Origin of the sequence: Butyrivibrio sp. XPD2002, from assembly GCF_000423945.1 — a bacterium.
GTDB lineage: Bacteria > Bacillota > Clostridia > Lachnospirales > Lachnospiraceae > Butyrivibrio.
This window is the reverse complement of sequence record NZ_AUIY01000019.1, coordinates 100,969-118,074: the sequence shown is the minus strand read 5'-3', so window position 1 is coordinate 118,074 and position 17,106 is coordinate 100,969. Positions and strand designations below refer to the sequence as shown.

Sequence of the window (17,106 nt, the reverse complement as noted above, 5' to 3'; positions counted from 1 at the left end):
TGAATACGGGATAAGGTTTGCACTTACGGAAGAGAGCTATACATCCAAAGCGGATTTTCTTGCGATGGATGAGATCCCTGTGTATAAAAAGGGAAGTAAGGCTGACTATGTTTTTTCCGGAAAAAGGATAAAACGTGGACTTTACAGGCACTACGATGGGACAATAACAAATGCAGATATAAATGGAGCTGCCAATATCTTAAGAAAAGTATTCCCAAAGGTAACCCAATGGGATAGGGGCATAGTGGACATGCCCTGTTCTTTGGGATGCGTTAAGCATCCCAAAGGTTCATGCCGCTTTGCGGCATAACAGAAACCTCTTCCGACGCAGAGTCGGTGGAGGTAGTTCATGGAGTTCTGCACCAAATAGAAAGGATCATGTTCCGTATGTGCTTAAGGCTCTCTCACTTGATGAAGATGTTATTAAGGGGGAGATTGTATGCCAAGATGGAAAGAACTAAAGCGATTCTGTGAAAGAGACGGATGGGAGCTTTATAAAGATACGGATCATTATACGCAGGAATACTTTAATAAAATGATATAAATGATGTTATAATAACTCTCTGAGGGGATTCAGAAATCATTAAGGGGAAAGTTTTGTTATGTTACTAATTTATGGATCAAAGACAATTATCAAGAATTCTAAGAAAGAGATTATCCTTAATTGTCCAAACTGCGGGAGACAGGGAAGTTTCAGACTGATCATGTCTAGAAGAGCATTTACACTGTTTTTCATACCCACTTTTATCAGATGGAATTACCATTACTATTTAGAGGATCAGATTTGTGGTGCAAGGTATGAGATAAGCAGGGACTTAGGAAAGGAGATTGTGAGAGGAAGGCAGGTTGATATATGGCCACAGCAGATGAGACTGGTTCAGATTCATAAACCGGGAACACCCTTTGTTTATGGCAGGGCACAGCACAAAACCTGCAGTTACTGTGGCACACCGGCTCCCTTTAACAATAAGTTTTGTACTAAGTGCGGGATGAAATTTACTGCATAATTATTATTTTAATATTACCGCTAAAGCGTTATAATTATTTTATACCGCTTTAGCGTTTTTTATTTGCTAAGAATGAGGAAGCTTATGAAAGATTTATGTGGAAAAAAGATAAAATGCAAAGAAATGAGTGATACTACTGGTATACCCTATAGTACATTAAATGACATAATAAATGGCAAAACAGATCCTGGACAGATGAGATTTTCATACGCCAAGAAGATGGCAGATTATCTGGAAATAACCCTTGATGAATTGTATGAAGAACTAACAGGGAAGGATCAAATTGAACTTCACATAGATGGAGGGGAGATATTGGTTCGTAATAAGAGCTATTACTTGAGGTGTCAGGCATATGCGGAAAAGCTTGTTAGATTATGTAAGGTAAATAAGACTAATACTTACTTTGTTAGAGATTTAGCTCAGTGGAAGATAGAAGAACTTAAGGAAGAGGCGGAGTGGAAGGATGTCGAACAGAGATTATATACTAATGCGCAAGGATGATAGTCTTGCAGCTGTAAAACTAAATGAAAATGGTCTCATATTAAGATTTTCTGTCAGAAATGATATGTATGAACTATTGCCATTGGAAGGAAGGCAAAACCGTCAGGACTGGCTAAAGATTTGGTGGAAAGAACGTGCAATTCCAGTAGAACAAGGAAGAATTGCAAGATTTCTTGAGAGTAAGGGGTTTACTATTTCTGAAGAATATCTTATGAGAAATCTTGGTCTTAGTCTTACAGATTATTATTGGATTCGTCCTATAGATTTGGATATTAAATGGAAGGATGTAAATCTTTTTGATAATGATTTTACAGAGAATGTTTTGACATGGTCTGAGGAAAGTGATAATGGAGAGTCGTCAGGTACACCGGAGTACTCTCCCAATAGTTCACTTCAGGGACAATTGGAAAAAACATGGACAATTATTGAGGGTGAGCGATATCTGGTAAAGGGTAATCATTCAAATCTTTCAACAGAAAGCATAAATGAAATCATTGCTACAGAGATTCATAGATTACAGGGACATAATAATCATGTGCAATATCAGCTTACGCACATTGAAGGAAAGCCCTATGACTATGGTTGTTATTCAAAGCTAATGACTTCACAAAAAAAGGAACTTGTATCAGCTTATGCGCTTGTAACATCAGAAAATAAACCAAATGATGTTTCTGTATATGAGCATCTTATATCTGTATGTAAAATGCATGGTATGGATGTAGACACAATAAAAGAGAATCTTGATTATCAGATTCTTTCTGATTATGTCATGTCAGGCTATGACAGACATCTTAATAATATTGCATTTATTAGAGACGCTGATACATTGAAATACGATGGAATTGCTCCTATATATGATAACGGTGGATCTATGTTTGCTGGTCAGCGTATCCCAATTTCAGATAAAGAACTATTATCAGTTAAAACAAGAGGATTTGCCACAGATGAGGAAAAAATGCTGAAACTTGTCAATAACGCAAAGGCGCTTGATCTGGCAAAAATTCCGGCATCTGAATTTGTCGAAGAGATGTATAGCAGGGATTCTCAGAATAATGAACGAGATATCAAAAGACTTTGCAAAATATATGAGAAGAAAATTGATATGCTTGAGAAATGGCAAAGCATACATTAATTGATACTCTTTCACAATATGTGCTATTCTAACAAATGAAGTAAAAATATTTAGATATAACCAATTGAAACAAAAAACAAATTTTAGAAAAGGATTTATGTATGAGTTATAAAATCGGAATTATCGGAGCCATGGAAATTGAGGTAGAGAGCCTCAAGAAGGAGATGACAGTATCCAAGACTCTCACAAAGGCCAACATGGTATTCAATGAGGGTAAGATTGGGAATACGGACGTAGTTGTTGTTAAGAGCGGTGTCTGCAAGGTTAATGCAGCGCTTTGCGTTCAGATTCTTGTTGATGATTTCAATGTTACACATGTTATCAACACCGGGGCAGCAGGATCACTTGATGCGAAGATCGATATTGGTGACTTCGTGGTATCAACTGATGTGGTTTACCATGATGTTGATGCAACACTTTTTGGATATAAAAAGGGTGAGATTCCCCAGACAGGGCTTCGTGAGTTCCCTGCAGATAAGTGGATGATCGAGAATATCAAGAAGGCAGCAGCCGGTGCCAATATTACCGGTAAGCTCTGGGATGGAAGAGTTTGCTCCGGAGATCAGTTCATATCTGACAGCGCTGTAAAGGATGAGATTAAGAAGGAATTTGATGGTCTTTGCTGTGAGATGGAGGGTGCCGGAATTGCGCAGGCATGCCTTTTGAATAAGATTCCCTTTGTAATACTTAGAGCTATTTCTGATAAAGCAGACGGAAGTGATATAATGGATTATCAGGACTTTGAAGATAAGGCAGCAGCAGATAGCGCAGCCCTTACAGAGAGATTCATAAAAGGATTATAATAAAATATAAAAGGAGATAAAGAGAATGGATTTAATACCTAGCTTTTCAGTAGACCATACAAAGATTGTTCCCGGAATTTTTGAGAGCAGAGTTGATGATATCGCAGGAAACAAGATTACAACCTATGACGTAAGAGTCACAAGACCTAATATAGAGCCTTGTGTTGATGTATCTGCAATGCACTCTCTTGAGCACATCATTGCTACATTTCTTAGAAACGATCCTGATTGGAAGGACGAGGTTATCTATTGGGGACCCATGGGATGTCTTACAGGCTTCTACCTCATTTTGAAGGGTAACCGTGCTCCCAAGGAGATAGTAGATCTTCTGATCAGAGCATTTGATTCTGTTAAGGATTCAGAGGAAGTTCCCGGTGTAGAACCTGAGAACTGTGGTAACTGCTGCATGCATAATCTTGTTTATGCAAAATGGTATGCTGCTAAGTTTGCAGATTACCTTAAGTCAAACAAGGATAACGATGCAATTTATACATATCCTAAGACAGAGAGACTTGCGACAGAGGATGGCCGTCAGTTCTTCGATTCATAATAATTCGGATATAACATGAAATTTAAAGGAACATTCGCTAAGACGGGTAGCTTTTAGCGATGTTCCTTTTTTATTTGCCACGGTATTCACTTGGAGACATGCCGCATTCCTGCTTGAAATAGCGATTGAAGTGATTGATATTTGTGAATCCACATTGAGCAGCAACATCCAGGATTCTAAGCTCTTTATTTGTAAGTAAATGCTTTGCTTTATCGATTCTGGCCGCGATGATGTCATCATTAGGACTTGCATAAAAGAATGCTTTGTAATAGTGATAGAGCTGACTTCTTCCAAGATGAGTCTCCTTACATATTTTTTTTATGCTCCATTCTTCCGAACATCTCTGGAGCATGTTTACCCTGTAAGCTGTTAAAAAAGAATATATTTCGGTTTGTTCAATCTCCTCTGCAGGACCTGTGACACTGCGCTCCGCAGCGATGAGGAGCTGCTTTATGAGTAGGTCGATCATACGCTCTCTGCGCTGCTGTCTTGATAGATATTCGAACTGAATTTTACGAAGGGTATCCACGATCATCTCGTCATCGCCTGGGTGAAATAGGGTATTCATGGATATCTGAAGACCCTGTATTTCCTCGGGATCACAGGAAAAGTGTACGAAGGAGTTTGAGAAGGAAGTAATAGCTTCGTAGTATTGGATGTTCCCGGGAGAAAATAATATACAGTCCCCTGGAGTTGCGGTTTTCCTTACGAGCTTTACTCCATCACGTTCGATGATGTCAGGGTGGTTAGTGAGAGCGTGCTCTGGTGTATCAGAAAAGTGAGTGTGAACTTCGGAGGCAGGAAAATAGAAGTACATAGGCGATGTTATGTGAAGAAAGAGGTAATCTCCGCTTCCGTTTGGACGATATATTATGTCTTTGTCTGGATTGTGGTAATTGTAGCCACAGTAGTCGGTTTTGAACAAGCTTTCCCCTTCATCCGTCAGCTTCGCTGACACCTTCCCCCAAGGGGAAGGCTTAAATGGTATTTATATTGTAATAAGATAAACCGGACGAAAAGTCAATATTTATGGATAAAAAGACATTTAAAAGTGGAATTTGCTCTGTAATAATAGCATTATCACAGGATAAAAAGACAATAATTTTTAGTTATCTTTTTTCATAATATATTAAAAACGGAGGGTTACAAAATGGCAAAAAAGTTACAGAAGGCTCAGCTCTGTATCGACAGAGATTTTGAGATCAGCAAGATCGATGAGAGAATATTCGGCTCATTCCTTGAGCACCTTGGAAGAGCAGTATATGAGGGTATTTATCAGCCCGGAAATAAGTTCGCAGATAAGGATGGCTTCCGTAAGGACGTTCTTGATCTTATTAACGAGATTCATGTTCCGATTGTAAGATATCCCGGCGGAAACTTCGTATCAGGCTTTAACTGGGAAGACAGCGTAGGTCCCAAGGAGGATCGTCCTCGCAGAATCGAGCTTGCATGGAACGTTGTTGAGACAAACCAGTTCGGACTTAACGAGTTCATGGCATGGTGTAAGAAGGCTAACACAAAGCCCATGATGGCAGTTAACCTTGGAACAAGAGATATTGATGCAGCTAAGAATATCGTAGAGTACTGCAATATCAAGAGCGGCACATACTATAGTGACCTTCGTATCAAGCACGGCGTTAAGGATCCTCATGACATCAAGCTCTGGTGCCTTGGTAATGAGATGGATGGCCCCTGGCAGATCGGTCACATGGCAGCTGAGGAGTACGGCATGAAGGCCGGAAGAGCCGGACATATCATGAAGCTGGTTGATCCTTCAATTGAGACAGTTGTTTGCGGATCATCTTCACTTTACATGGATACCTACGGTGAGTGGGAGAGAAAGGTTCTCGAGTGCAGCTATGACTCAGTTGATTATCTTTCACTTCATACCTACTACGGCAACGCTGAGGATGATACACCTAACTTCCTTGCAAGCAGCGTAGCTATGGATAAGTTCATCTCACAGGTTATCTCAATCTGCGATTATGTTAAGGCTGTTAAGAGAAAGGATAAGACCATCAACCTCTCCTTCGACGAGTGGAATGTATGGTATCACAGCAACGAGCAGGATAAGAAGCTTGAGAAATGGTGCGAGCACCCTCATCAGCTTGAGGACGTTTATAACTTCGAGGATGCACTCCTTGTTGGTTCAATGCTCATCACTCTCCTTCGTCACGCAGACAGAGTTAAGATCGCATGCCTTGCTCAGCTCGTAAATGTTATCGCACCTATCATGACAAGCGATACAGGCGCATGGAGACAGACAATTTTCTATCCTTACATGCACGCAAGTCTCTATGGAAGAGGAACAGTTCTTAACACAGTAGTTAAGTCTCCTTCCTACGAGAGTAAGCACGGAGATGCTCCTTACATCGACAGCGTAGTTACTGCTGATGATGAAAATGAGACAATCACAATCTTTGTAGTAAACAAGAATCTTACAGATGATTTCGAGCTCACATGTGACCTTCGTCAGTATGCAGGCTATAAGGTTGTTGATCATATCGTTCTTACAAATGATGACCTTAAGGCAGTCAATACTGAAAAGAAGCCTAATACAGTAGCTCCCACAGAGGGCAAGGACACTAAGGTTGAAAAGGGTATCCTTAACACAATCCTTCCTTCAAAGAGCTGGAATGTAATTCGTCTTGCAAAATAAAAAAAATTATTAATCAATATTTAAGGACTAAAAATGTTGCGGCTCCACCTAAGTTTTGCTAAACTTGAACGCGAAAGTAGAAATAACCAAAACATTAGGAGGATTCTACAAAATGGTTAATTGGAAAAACCTTGATACACTTGATTCCTATAAGGAATTAAAAAATGTAAAACACATCGATCTCGTTTCAGCAATGACCGGTGACTCCGGCGCTGAGAGAGTAAAGAAATACTCAGTGAAAATGGCTGAAGGTCTTAGCTACAACTATGCAGCAAAGGAAATCGACGATGATATCCTTGCAGCACTTGATAAGCTTGCTAAGGAATCTCAGCTTTCTGAGAAGTTTGAAGCTCTCTACAACGGCGAGGTAATCAATACAGGCGAAAAGAGAATGGTTCTTCACCAGCTCACAAGAGGCCAGCTCGGCAGAGATGTTATGGCTGATGGCGTTAACAAGCGTGAGTTCTATGTAAAAGAGCAGCAGAGAATTGCTGACTTTGCAAACAAAGTTCACTCAGGCGAGATCGCTAACGAGAAGGGTGAGAAGTTCACAACAGTAGTTCAGATCGGTATCGGTGGATCTGATCTTGGTCCCAGAGCAATGTACCTTGCTCTTGAGAACTGGGCACACAGAACAGGCAACTTCAAGATGGAAGCAAAGTTCATCAGTAACGTAGATCCTGATGATGCATCTGCAGTTCTTAACAGTGTTGATGTTGCTCACTCAATTTTCATTCTTGTATCCAAGTCAGGTACAACACTTGAGACACTTACAAACCAGAGCTTTGTAATGGATGCCCTTAAGAAGGCAGGCCTTGATTCTTCAAAGCACATGATAGCAGTTACTTCTGAGACATCTCCTCTTGCAAAGAGCGATGATTTCATCGAAGCCTTCTACATGGATGACTATATCGGTGGACGTTATTCCTCAACATCAGGCGTAGGCGGAGCAGTTCTTTCACTTGCATTTGGTCCTGACGTATTCGCACAGTTCCTTGACGGTGCAGCAGCAGAGGATAAGCTCGCAGCTGAGAAGGATATGATGAAGAACCCTGCAATGCTTGATGCAATGATCGGATTCTATGAGAGAAATATCCTTGGATATCCTTCAACTGCAGTTCTTCCTTACTCACAGGGACTTAGCCGTTTCCCTGCACACCTTCAGCAGCTTGATATGGAGTCTAACGGTAAGAGCGTTAACCGCTTCGGTGAGCCTATCGACTATGTAACAGGTCCCGTAATCTTCGGTGAGCCCGGTACAAACGGACAGCACTCCTTCTATCAGCTCCTTCACCAGGGAACAGACGTTATCCCGATGCAGTTCATCGGCTTCAAGAACAGCCAGCTTCAGAATGACGTTGACATTCAGGGCAGCACAAGCCAGCAGAAGCTCTGCGCTAACGTAGCAGCTCAGATCGTAGCATTTGCTTGTGGTAAAAAGGATGAGAACCTCAACAAGAACTTCAAGGGCGGACGACCTTCAAGCATCATCATCGGTGACGAGCTCAATCCTAAGTCACTTGGCGCACTTCTTTCTCACTTCGAGAATAAGGTTATGTTCCAGGGATTTGTATGGAACCTTAACAGCTTCGACCAGGAAGGTGTTCAGCTTGGTAAGGTACTTGCTAAGAAGGTACTTGCACATGAGACAGACGGAGCACTTGCAGTATACAGTGATCTTCTGAATATTTAAGTTGTTGCAATAATACGCCCCTGTACATACCATATTGTCTTTCAATCTCGTTGCAAAAAACGCATAATCGATTGAAATCCAATATGGCATGCGCGGGGGCTTTGTTTTTCAGTAATTTATAAATTATACGATAAGAATATAATTCAAGGAATAATATTTTAATTTGCTATGGCATCTTCGATAATTTTCAAAATTGTCTCCGTAGCACCTGACTGGTTAGATTCCTGCATCTTGGCAATATATTTATCTCTGTGTTCATACACATCGAATATGCTCTCTACAAGAATATCCTCATCAAGCTCTTCATTATCGATAACAATGGAAAATCCCTGCTTCTCAAAGGACTTGGCATTTATAATCTGGTCACCTCTGCTGCTCTTGGCAGAAAGAGGAATAAGTACGTTGGGCTTTCTAAGGGCAGCGAGTTCACAGATAGCGTTTGCGCCTGCTCTTGATACAACCACGTCAGCCATGGCGAAGATGTCCTTCATCTCATTTTTGACGTATTCAAACTGTTTGTAGCCTTCCATGTTGAGCTTTAGGTTATCCATCTTATCCTTACCGCAAAGATGAACTATGTTAAAGTGAGGAAGGAGTCTGGGAAGCGCATATCTTAATGTCTCATTGATGCTCTGGGCACCAAGGCTTCCGCCTGTGACCATGATAACCGGCTTATCATCTGTAAAGCCGCAGAACTTCTTACCTGCTTCTCTTGAACCCTTAAGGAGTTCTTTTCTAATGGGAGTTCCTGTAAGTACTGCCTTGTCTGAAGGCAGTAGATCAAGGGTCTCCGGGAAGTTGCAGCAGATGGTCTTAGCTGATGAAAAGCTGAGCTTGTTAGCAAGTCCGGGAGTCATGTCAGACTCGTGCAATATACAGGGAATATGCAGAGTTGATGCCGCTCTTATAACAGGGACTGATACGAAACCACCCTTGGAGAAAACAACATCGGGCTTTAATTTTTTAAGTAAAGCGCGGGCTTCAAAAAATCCCTTAATAACACGGAAAGGATCTGAGAAATTCTTAGGATCAAAGTATCTTCTGAGCTTACCTGTGGAAATTGAATAATAGGGAATATGATAGTCAGCTATGAGCTTTTTCTCGATTCCTGTGTGGGAACCGACATAGCTTATCTCATAGCCCTTTTCCTTAAGCTCAGGTATAAGTGCCATATTAGGTGTAACGTGGCCGGCAGTGCCGCCACCGGTTAAAACAATTTTCTTAGACATTTCTAAAACATCTCCTTATTTTATTAGAGTACCACATATTGAGTAAGTAGTGAACCTTACTCGGTAGGCAGCTCATAAAGGATATATCCGTCTTCCTTAGCACGGATACTGGACTTTTCTATTAAAGGAAGAGCCATATCTTTTAGCTTTGGATTCTCATCCATAGCAGCTTCGTCCACAAGAAGAAGCTTTACTGCTTCGCTGCTAAGGTCAGGAAATCTCGTATTTATTTCCTCTACGGAGTCAACCAGATAAACTCTCTCATGCGAAATGGTGAGGTCCATAGGCGGCTCGTAGTGAATTTCGTTAGTAAATGAAAAGCACACATCGTTGTAATCAGTATTTCTGTAGAGGAACTCATCAAGAGTGTAGTCCTCTTCACCATCCCTTGAAACAATGTACTTGGAGGTTGATGTGGGCACACCTGTTATAAGTATCAGTATGAAAAAGCATAAAGCAAAGATCGGAATGTGAGGAGCAACCTTTCGTCCAAGGAAAAGAGCCTTATCATCATCTTTTCCCATACTGATGGCACGGGTATAGGCAATCGTAGCAATAGGTGAAGTCATGGCAACGCACCATCCGGCCTTCATCATTGAGAACTCATGAACTGCAGAATGGTTCTTCAGCATGATGATCTGGAAAACGACGGAAGCGTAGGCTGCAATTATAAGTGCGATGTCATTATTTACAAAAAGTGTTCTTATACGCTTGCCCTTTTGAAGTGTAAGGAATGATATAACGATGGCAGCAAGCTGGAAGAGGCAAAGGTAGATCATGAAGCTTCGCTGCTCCTGTGTAAAGGAGGAGGTGAAGTTCTCGATAAGCCTTGAAACAATAGCGGAAAGACTGTCGTCACCGCCTGTTCTGAATTTAAGCTTGTACTGAAGGGTATCAAGCCATCCATCCACAAAGCTAAGCTGAAGGATGAAGGTTGAAACAGCAAAAACGACAGGAACTGCATATTTAAGAGCAGAAACAAAAATCTCTTTGATGCTCTTTTTATTTAAGAACATTCCTATCATTCTCATGAGGAATACGAAAAATGCGAGGATCCAGAAGTAGTAGTCTGTAAGGATTCCGCAGTAGATAGTCAAAAAGTGGAGAACGCGCACGATAATGTTCTGTACCTTGTGCTCCTTAAGCTCGGGAACATATATGAGCTCCTCCAAAAACAGAAACAGCATCACATAAAAGATTACGCTCTGATCAGTAAAGAACACGTTTGGCATATACCAGGCATTAACAGGAAGGAGCATCCACAAAATGACAGTGCAGGCAGGAATTATGATGCGGGATAGCCAGCTTCCGATGCGGTGCTTCCACAATAATACGAAGATGAAGCTTGAAAACAGCATTGATTCTATGGCAAACAGAACCATCTGAAGGTGCTTAACGAAGGAAATGTTGATAAAGCTCCTTCCGCAGAGCTTTGCACAGAGCCACACTAGGAAGATATGTCCGCTGGGATAGCTGATAAACGGAATCCTGTCGTTGAAGCTCTGGAACTCGATGGAACGATAGTTTTCACATGCGGTAAAATGCATGGAAGCAGCGCCTTCTTCAAGCCAGATGTTTACATACTTTATGGTTGAAGCGGACTGCCATATGTTGTCACCGCCCATATTGTTGTAGCGTATGGGATATTTAAAGTTGAAAATTGCAAGAAAAATGAGCAGTGTAAAAAGATTAACAAGAATAAAAGCGATTGAAGTAGTACGTAGCTTTTTCATCAAATATAGTCCTCTATCTATAATATCATTCTGTTCATACTACCATATTTTCTGCTATAATTGAATTCGATTTTAATATTGAAGAGGAGTTTGCGATGGAAGAAAAAAAGCAAATGCCCGATTTTCTTAAAAAAATATGGAGCAGCATTCCGGTAACTAACAGATTCTGTTTTTTTGCCAGTTTAATAACGGGATTGCTGGTTCATTTTTATATGCTGTCAAATAAGATAACCAATCTGGACGACATCGTATGTGTTCCGGGTGTTGGCGGAGGAAAGGTACTGGGAAGATGGTTCCAGGAGCCGGTTCATGATCTGTTTTCACCGTGGTCAAGCCCGGCACTGAACGGAATAATGGCGATCATAATTCTGTCTATTGCCGCCTGCGTTATAGTGAACACCCTGAAAATAGAGAGCATAACAGCCGCGGTTCTTATCGGAGTTACGATGATGACTCTTCCAAGTACTGCCAGCAATATGTACTACATGTACCTTGCGCCTACTTTTGCTCTTGCAATTCTGGCCACCACCATTAACGTCCATATTACCTCGAAGTACAAATTTGGATTTATACTTGGCGCGGTGATTCAGTTCTTTAGTATGGCCTGCTATCAGGCGTATTTTGGACTGGCAGCTTCACTGTTTGTGCTTATTTATTTCTTCATGCTGATAGATGGAGGCGATGTTTTCATCATTGTGAAGAAGGGACTTAGAAGTATCCTTGGTCTTGGAATCGCAATGGGAGGCTATCTTGTAAGTCTTAAGTTTGTTGATCTTAGTGATTACAAGGGGCTTAGCGATATAGGTCAGACCTCTCCCGGAGATATTCTTCTTGCGGTACTTAGAGCTTACCACAGAGTACTTCAGTATTTCGTAACAGCGCCAGAGAGCTTTATGAAGGGCTCGCCCACTCTGTTTAACAGAGTGTTGACCGGCATGCTGATAGTTCTCATAGTTGTTCTTTTCATTAAAAAGAAGGCATTTGTAAAACCCCTTAGAGGAATTCTTGCAATAATCCTTTTGATAATAATGCCTCTTGCTCTGGGACTTGTTTATGTGATGGCTCCGCAGCTGTCTCACGCATCAACGGTTATGATCTATTCCTACAGCGTATTTTATTTCTTTATAATCACAGGAATGGAGAGGCTTCTAGCTGTAAGCAGGGGGAATAAGGTGCTGGTACTTTTTGCATCTGCCATGTTCATCACACTGCTTCTTGAGTTTTATTCAAGTGCCAGAGTTGTAAACAACGCCTATTACAGAAGCTACATTGCTCAGAACCGAGTTATGCAGTACTACAACAGAATCCTTTCAAAGCTTGAAGCTGCCGAGGGCTTTACCTACGGAGAGCCCCTGACAATACTTGGAGGTTTTTATCCCGATCCTTTGCCTGTTGCAAATCACAACATGAACGGCAAAGAGCTTGTGGATTTCGAGGGTGCTACATTAGAGGACCTTCTTTTCCTTCCCACAAACAGAGACAGGGTTCTTCAAATCTGGTTCGGACTTGAGACAGGTGATCTCACAGAGGATAAGAAAGAAAAGCTCATGGCGACTGATGAGTTTAAGAACATGCCCATATATCCCGCTGATGGCTGCGCTGCCAAGATTGACGGAGTGTGGGTTGTAAAGATTAACGAAGACGACAGTAAGTAAATACTTATAAAACGATAAAAGACTGGGCTTAATACCCAGTCTTTTCCATTAGCTTTTCAATTTTAGTCCAGTACTTTTCAGGGTTTATATAAGCCCCCTTTACATGGCCGGCACCAAGAATCAGACAGTACTGCTTGGGTGCAGCACACTTTTCATAGAGCCTTGCTGACATGTGAGGATCGATAAGCTTGTCCTCATCGCCATGAATGAAAAGTGTCGGTGTCTTGGATTTGGAAACCGCTTCCAGAACATCAACCTTTTTAATGTCATATCCGCACTTCAATAATATAGCCATGCGGAGAATGAAGAGGCAGACCGAAACAGGAATGATGTTCTTAGTCATCTTGTAAACATCGGCAAACTCTTCAACAAGAGTGGTGTAGCTGCTGTCTGCAACAGCAAATACTACGTTTTCGGGAAGATGCTCACCAGTAGTCATGAGAGTTATGGCAGCTCCCATGCTCACTCCATGAAGGATGATGTGGGCATCCTTGTCCTTGCGGATGATGGAGTAAATCCATTCCAGAATATCCAGGCGGTCAAAGTAACCATAGCCTGTGTAGTCGCCTTCACTCTTACCAAAACCGCGGTTATCGGGAAGAAGGACGTTTATTCCAAGATTGTGATAGTGCTGTGCGTACATTGCCATGTATTCGCCATCGCTTTTCACACCGTGGATACAGATGGCATATTTGTGACTTTCTTCTGCTGCTTTAATGTAGTGAGCGTGAAGCTTTAATTCATCAATTGAATTTATATATATGTCTTCTCTCTCAGGGCAATTTCTAAGCCATCTGATCGATTTTGCATCGATAGGATCGGAATCTATTTCTTCCTGTGTCTTCTTTTTTGGTACAACTGCCATATCATAAAAAATGGATGCAGTAGCGGCTCCCCCTCCCAAAAGAGCTGTTAATAAGCCAAAGAATACGAAATTTCGCTTTTTGCTCATAGGAACCTCCTTGTATATGAATGTATAAGAATTTTAGCAAATACTAATAATTTGTGCAATTAGTGATAGTCACCATAGCACTAATAAACGAAATATGGTATAATAATTATGACTGATATTTTGCATTCTTTTTCTAGATTGTATTGAGGGGTACAGATGTTAGAAAGAAAACTTGCAGAGAAATTCAGGAAGCTTTACACTGAAAACTCTTTAAAGCTTAAAACATATGAAGATCAGCTTTTCACTCTGCAGGATCCATTCGATTGGATTCAGCTTCTCTCTGAGCGATCCTATGTCATGCGTGAGGTTTACGAAGAGAATGAAGAACTTATGGCAGAGCTTTGGGAGAACTGCTCAGAGGAGATTACTCCTGAGGAAGCAGAGCTTCTGTATGATCTTGCAATTGGCTTTTTCTTTGATGATCATCACGATTTCGTAGTACTAACTGAATTCTGTGAGAAGATTTTGCCGGTTTTCATTGATATGGATGAACCGGAATTTCTTGTTGCGATCTATCATGTACTTGGCACGGAATATGCGCAGTTTTACCGCTCCGTAGGTGATAAGACAGGTATGCAGACATCCCTCCAGTATTACCGCAAATCAACAAAGGAAGCGAGCCGCTATTCACAGATTTCATCTCCTGAAGTCAGGGAGTTTATTTTCCAGGATTACTTATTCTTAATTACATATCTTTCCGGTTTTTATACGGAAAAATCAGAGAGTATCAGACTTTATGACGAGGTGTGGGCTCTTTGGGAAAATGAAAATGTTCAGAAACTGGATGCTGATAATGAACAGATAAAAGGGTTCCTTAAAACCATTGATTACGCATTTTTGGCAAAGGCTAAAAATATAGATATTTTAACGGAAGAGGACAGAGATAAGTATCTGGATTTTCTTGGAAAAGCATATACCAGAGCTGAGGCAGGAGAAGGAAATAAGATAGGATCACCTGACTACAGAACCTGCGTTACATACAAATGGCTACGGGGAGAGATGTCCTCAGAGGAAGTGCTTGAGGCATTTATTAAGTGCATAAATGAGATTATTCCGGCACCTGATTTTTCCAAAAATGATCCGGAAAACTTTGAGCTTGTAATGAGGCATTTCAGGTATGCCTGCACGGCCATAATGATTTTGGAAAAGATGGAATTGGAAGAATCTGCATTAGATGAGTGGACTGAAAAATTTATGCCTAAATCTATGTCGATTTTAGCCGATATACCATATAGATTCTTTACCGGACAGATGCAACCTTTGTGTGAGCAGTGGTATCACGCAGCAGAGCCGGTAATAAAAGGGGAGCTCAACAAGGTTCAGTTCATAATGCAGATGATTGTAAGAAGGCAGCCCTTTACTTACATTCATTCCCAGATGGTTGCCAAGATCGCAACACTTATTGGGCAGCAGATCATTGAAAAGAAACCGGATGAGCTTATTGGAATCAGGGGGATAGAGACTCTCGAAGATATACAGAAAAATAAAGCATATCTTCTTTCCTTTATCACAATCAGCGGTCTGGTACATGACATTGGAAAATGTTACATACCGGACACAATTAACAGACAGAACAGAAGTCTTAATACCAAGGAATACGCTACGATCAGAAAGCATTCCGAGGTGGGCTATAGGGAAGCAAAGGGTAATTCCGCGCTTGTTCCCTATGCGGATGTAATTCTTGGACATCATAAGCATTACGACGGACTTCACGGATATCCTCTGAACTATGATAATACAGAATCTCCGATAAGGAGCATCATAGATCTGATATCCATAGCGGATTCAATAGAAGCAGGAACGGATACTTTAACAAGAAGCTATACACAGGGTAAGGACTTCAAGAGGCTCTTAAAGGAGCTGCAAAGCGAAGCAGGAACAAGATATAACCCGAACATAGTCAAAGTAATCGAGAAGTCACCTGAGCTGATAGAGGAGCTTGAGAATCTGACAGGTCAGGGCCGCTATGATATGTATTACAAAGCGATGCAGGAGATCCTTGGCAATGCTGCGGAAGAATTTCCGGATATGTAAATATGATATACTTAAGGAGCATACATGCGTTTTAGAACCAGGCTGATGATCACGTCAGCAACCATTGTTATTTTACCTTTTATCCTGGTTATTGCTTCATTTATCATCATACAAAATTCAGTTGCCAATAATTATACAAGTCTCATTACCTACATGGTAATTGCATTTGGATTGATAATGATAGCGACCAGTGTCATATTGACTGCCTGGCTAAGGAAGGGATTTTTCGAGCCGGTGGATGAACTTAATGTTGCGATGCAGCATATCAAGGACGGCAATTTTGATTACATGCTTCCGACAGACATTGGTGATAAAGGTGAGATAGGAGAACTTTACAGAAATTATGAAGACATGAGGCTGAGGCTTAAGGAATCAGCCGATGAAAAGGTAATAAGAGAAGGTCAGAACAAGGAGCTTATAAGTAACATATCCCACGACCTTAAGACACCTATTACCGCGATAAAGGGCTATTCACAGGGACTCTTAGAGGGAGTCGCAGATACTCCTGAGAGACAGATGAAGTACATTCGCACGATCTACAACAAGGCGAATGATATGAATAACCTTATAAACGAGCTTACATTATACTCAAGCATCGACAATAACCGCATACCCTACAATTTTACCAGAATAGTAGTTGGAGACTATTTCGGAGATTGTATTGAAGAGATCGGAATGGATCTGGACAGTAAGGATATCAAGCTTAATTACGCTAACCTTACGGCACCTGACACACAGATAGTCGCTGACCCCGAGCAGCTTAAGAGAGTTGTAAACAACATCGTAAGTAACAGTGTCAAATACCTGGGAAGGGATGATGGATCAGGTATCATCGATGTAAGAATTCTTGATGAAGTTGACTCGGTAAGAGTTGAGATAGAAGATAATGGAAAGGGCATAGGATCCCAGGATATACCAAATATTTTTGACAGATTCTACAGAACTGATTCCTCCAGAAACAGCAAGCAGGGAGGAAGCGGAATCGGACTTTCCATAGTAAAGAAAATCATAGAGGATCATGGGGGATACATTTGGGCTACCAGTCATGAAGGTGAAGGCACCTGCATGCATTTCGTCCTTCGCAAGTACATGGAATACCATGAGAAGGCGGACGGAGAATCTGTGGTAGATCACGATTTTGAGAGCGTATAAAAACAA

General features: G+C 41.2%; 14 protein-coding genes and 1 pseudogene. 11 read left to right on the top strand and 4 right to left on the bottom strand.

From position 1 onward, the window contains the following. The 6 genes and pseudogenes from G587_RS25875 to G587_RS0111325 all read left to right on the top strand — a co-directional run. Positions 1 to 310: pseudogene (locus G587_RS25875) on the top strand (RNA-guided endonuclease InsQ/TnpB family protein); the annotation flags it as partial. A gap of 292 nt (positions 311 to 602) precedes the next feature. Continuing rightward, the gene (locus tag G587_RS24490) at positions 603 to 1,007 is read left to right on the top strand and encodes a zinc ribbon domain-containing protein (protein WP_051200983.1); all 405 of its coding nucleotides are present in this window, start codon (positions 603 to 605) and stop codon (positions 1,005 to 1,007) included. Between the two features lie 84 nt (positions 1,008 to 1,091). Further along, positions 1,092 to 1,508: a helix-turn-helix domain-containing protein gene (locus tag G587_RS0111340; protein WP_026492336.1), complete on the top strand. Its 417-nt coding sequence runs from the start codon at positions 1,092 to 1,094 to the stop codon at positions 1,506 to 1,508. Continuing rightward, positions 1,471 to 2,640 carry a hypothetical protein gene (locus tag G587_RS0111335; RefSeq protein ID WP_196812568.1) on the top strand — a complete coding sequence of 390 codons (1,170 nt, stop codon included), beginning with the start codon at positions 1,471 to 1,473 and terminating at the stop codon, positions 2,638 to 2,640. Before G587_RS0111340 ends, G587_RS0111335 begins: the two co-directional genes overlap by 38 nt. 101 nt (positions 2,641 to 2,741) lie before the next feature. Next, positions 2,742 to 3,443 carry a 5'-methylthioadenosine/adenosylhomocysteine nucleosidase gene (locus tag G587_RS0111330; protein ID WP_035786438.1) on the top strand — a complete coding sequence of 234 codons (702 nt, stop codon included), beginning with the start codon at positions 2,742 to 2,744 and terminating at the stop codon, positions 3,441 to 3,443. Between the two features lie 25 nt (positions 3,444 to 3,468). Next, positions 3,469 to 3,993 (top strand): S-ribosylhomocysteine lyase, encoded by a 525-nt coding sequence (locus G587_RS0111325; protein WP_026492333.1) that lies wholly within the window; start codon positions 3,469 to 3,471, stop codon positions 3,991 to 3,993. Positions 3,994 to 4,063: 70 nt separating this feature from the next. On the opposite strand, the gene G587_RS0111320 is transcribed toward G587_RS0111325, so the two are convergent. Next, positions 4,064 to 4,951, bottom strand: a complete 888-nt coding sequence (locus tag G587_RS0111320; RefSeq protein WP_026492332.1) for a helix-turn-helix transcriptional regulator — start codon at positions 4,949 to 4,951, stop codon at positions 4,064 to 4,066. A gap of 192 nt (positions 4,952 to 5,143) precedes the next feature. Between G587_RS0111320 and arfA the strand changes: the two genes are divergently transcribed. After that, on the top strand, positions 5,144 to 6,652 hold the full coding sequence (gene arfA / locus G587_RS0111315; RefSeq protein ID WP_026492331.1) for an arabinosylfuranosidase ArfA: 1,509 nt from the start codon (positions 5,144 to 5,146) through the stop codon (positions 6,650 to 6,652). Positions 6,653 to 6,764: 112 nt separating this feature from the next. After that, the gene (locus G587_RS0111310; RefSeq protein ID WP_026492330.1) at positions 6,765 to 8,345 is read left to right on the top strand and encodes a glucose-6-phosphate isomerase; all 1,581 of its coding nucleotides are present in this window, start codon (positions 6,765 to 6,767) and stop codon (positions 8,343 to 8,345) included. A 158-nt stretch (positions 8,346 to 8,503) separates the two neighbouring features. Here G587_RS0111310 and G587_RS0111305 read toward each other — a convergent pair whose 3' ends face one another. Together G587_RS0111305 and G587_RS0111300 are read right to left on the bottom strand one after the other, a co-directional pair. After that, on the bottom strand, positions 8,504 to 9,574 hold the full coding sequence (locus G587_RS0111305; RefSeq protein ID WP_026492329.1) for an undecaprenyldiphospho-muramoylpentapeptide beta-N-acetylglucosaminyltransferase: 1,071 nt from the start codon (positions 9,572 to 9,574) through the stop codon (positions 8,504 to 8,506). 56 nt (positions 9,575 to 9,630) lie between these two features. Next, the gene (locus tag G587_RS0111300) at positions 9,631 to 11,307 is read right to left on the bottom strand and encodes a hypothetical protein (protein ID WP_026492328.1); all 1,677 of its coding nucleotides are present in this window, start codon (positions 11,305 to 11,307) and stop codon (positions 9,631 to 9,633) included. A gap of 95 nt (positions 11,308 to 11,402) precedes the next feature. Between G587_RS0111300 and G587_RS0111295 the strand changes: the two genes are divergently transcribed. Further along, the gene (locus tag G587_RS0111295; RefSeq protein ID WP_026492327.1) at positions 11,403 to 12,962 is read left to right on the top strand and encodes a glucosyltransferase domain-containing protein; all 1,560 of its coding nucleotides are present in this window, start codon (positions 11,403 to 11,405) and stop codon (positions 12,960 to 12,962) included. A 28-nt stretch (positions 12,963 to 12,990) separates the two neighbouring features. Here G587_RS0111295 and G587_RS22470 read toward each other — a convergent pair whose 3' ends face one another. Then, positions 12,991 to 13,914, bottom strand: a complete 924-nt coding sequence (locus G587_RS22470; RefSeq protein WP_051200982.1) for an alpha/beta hydrolase — start codon at positions 13,912 to 13,914, stop codon at positions 12,991 to 12,993. Positions 13,915 to 14,070: 156 nt separating this feature from the next. Between G587_RS22470 and G587_RS0111285 the strand changes: the two genes are divergently transcribed. Continuing rightward, positions 14,071 to 15,948 carry an HD-GYP domain-containing protein gene (locus G587_RS0111285; RefSeq protein ID WP_026492326.1) on the top strand — a complete coding sequence of 626 codons (1,878 nt, stop codon included), beginning with the start codon at positions 14,071 to 14,073 and terminating at the stop codon, positions 15,946 to 15,948. 24 nt (positions 15,949 to 15,972) lie between these two features. Then, entirely contained in the window at positions 15,973 to 17,100 is a 1,128-nt protein-coding gene (locus G587_RS22465; protein ID WP_026665532.1) for a sensor histidine kinase, read from the top strand. The last annotated feature ends 6 nt before the right edge of the window (positions 17,101 to 17,106 follow it).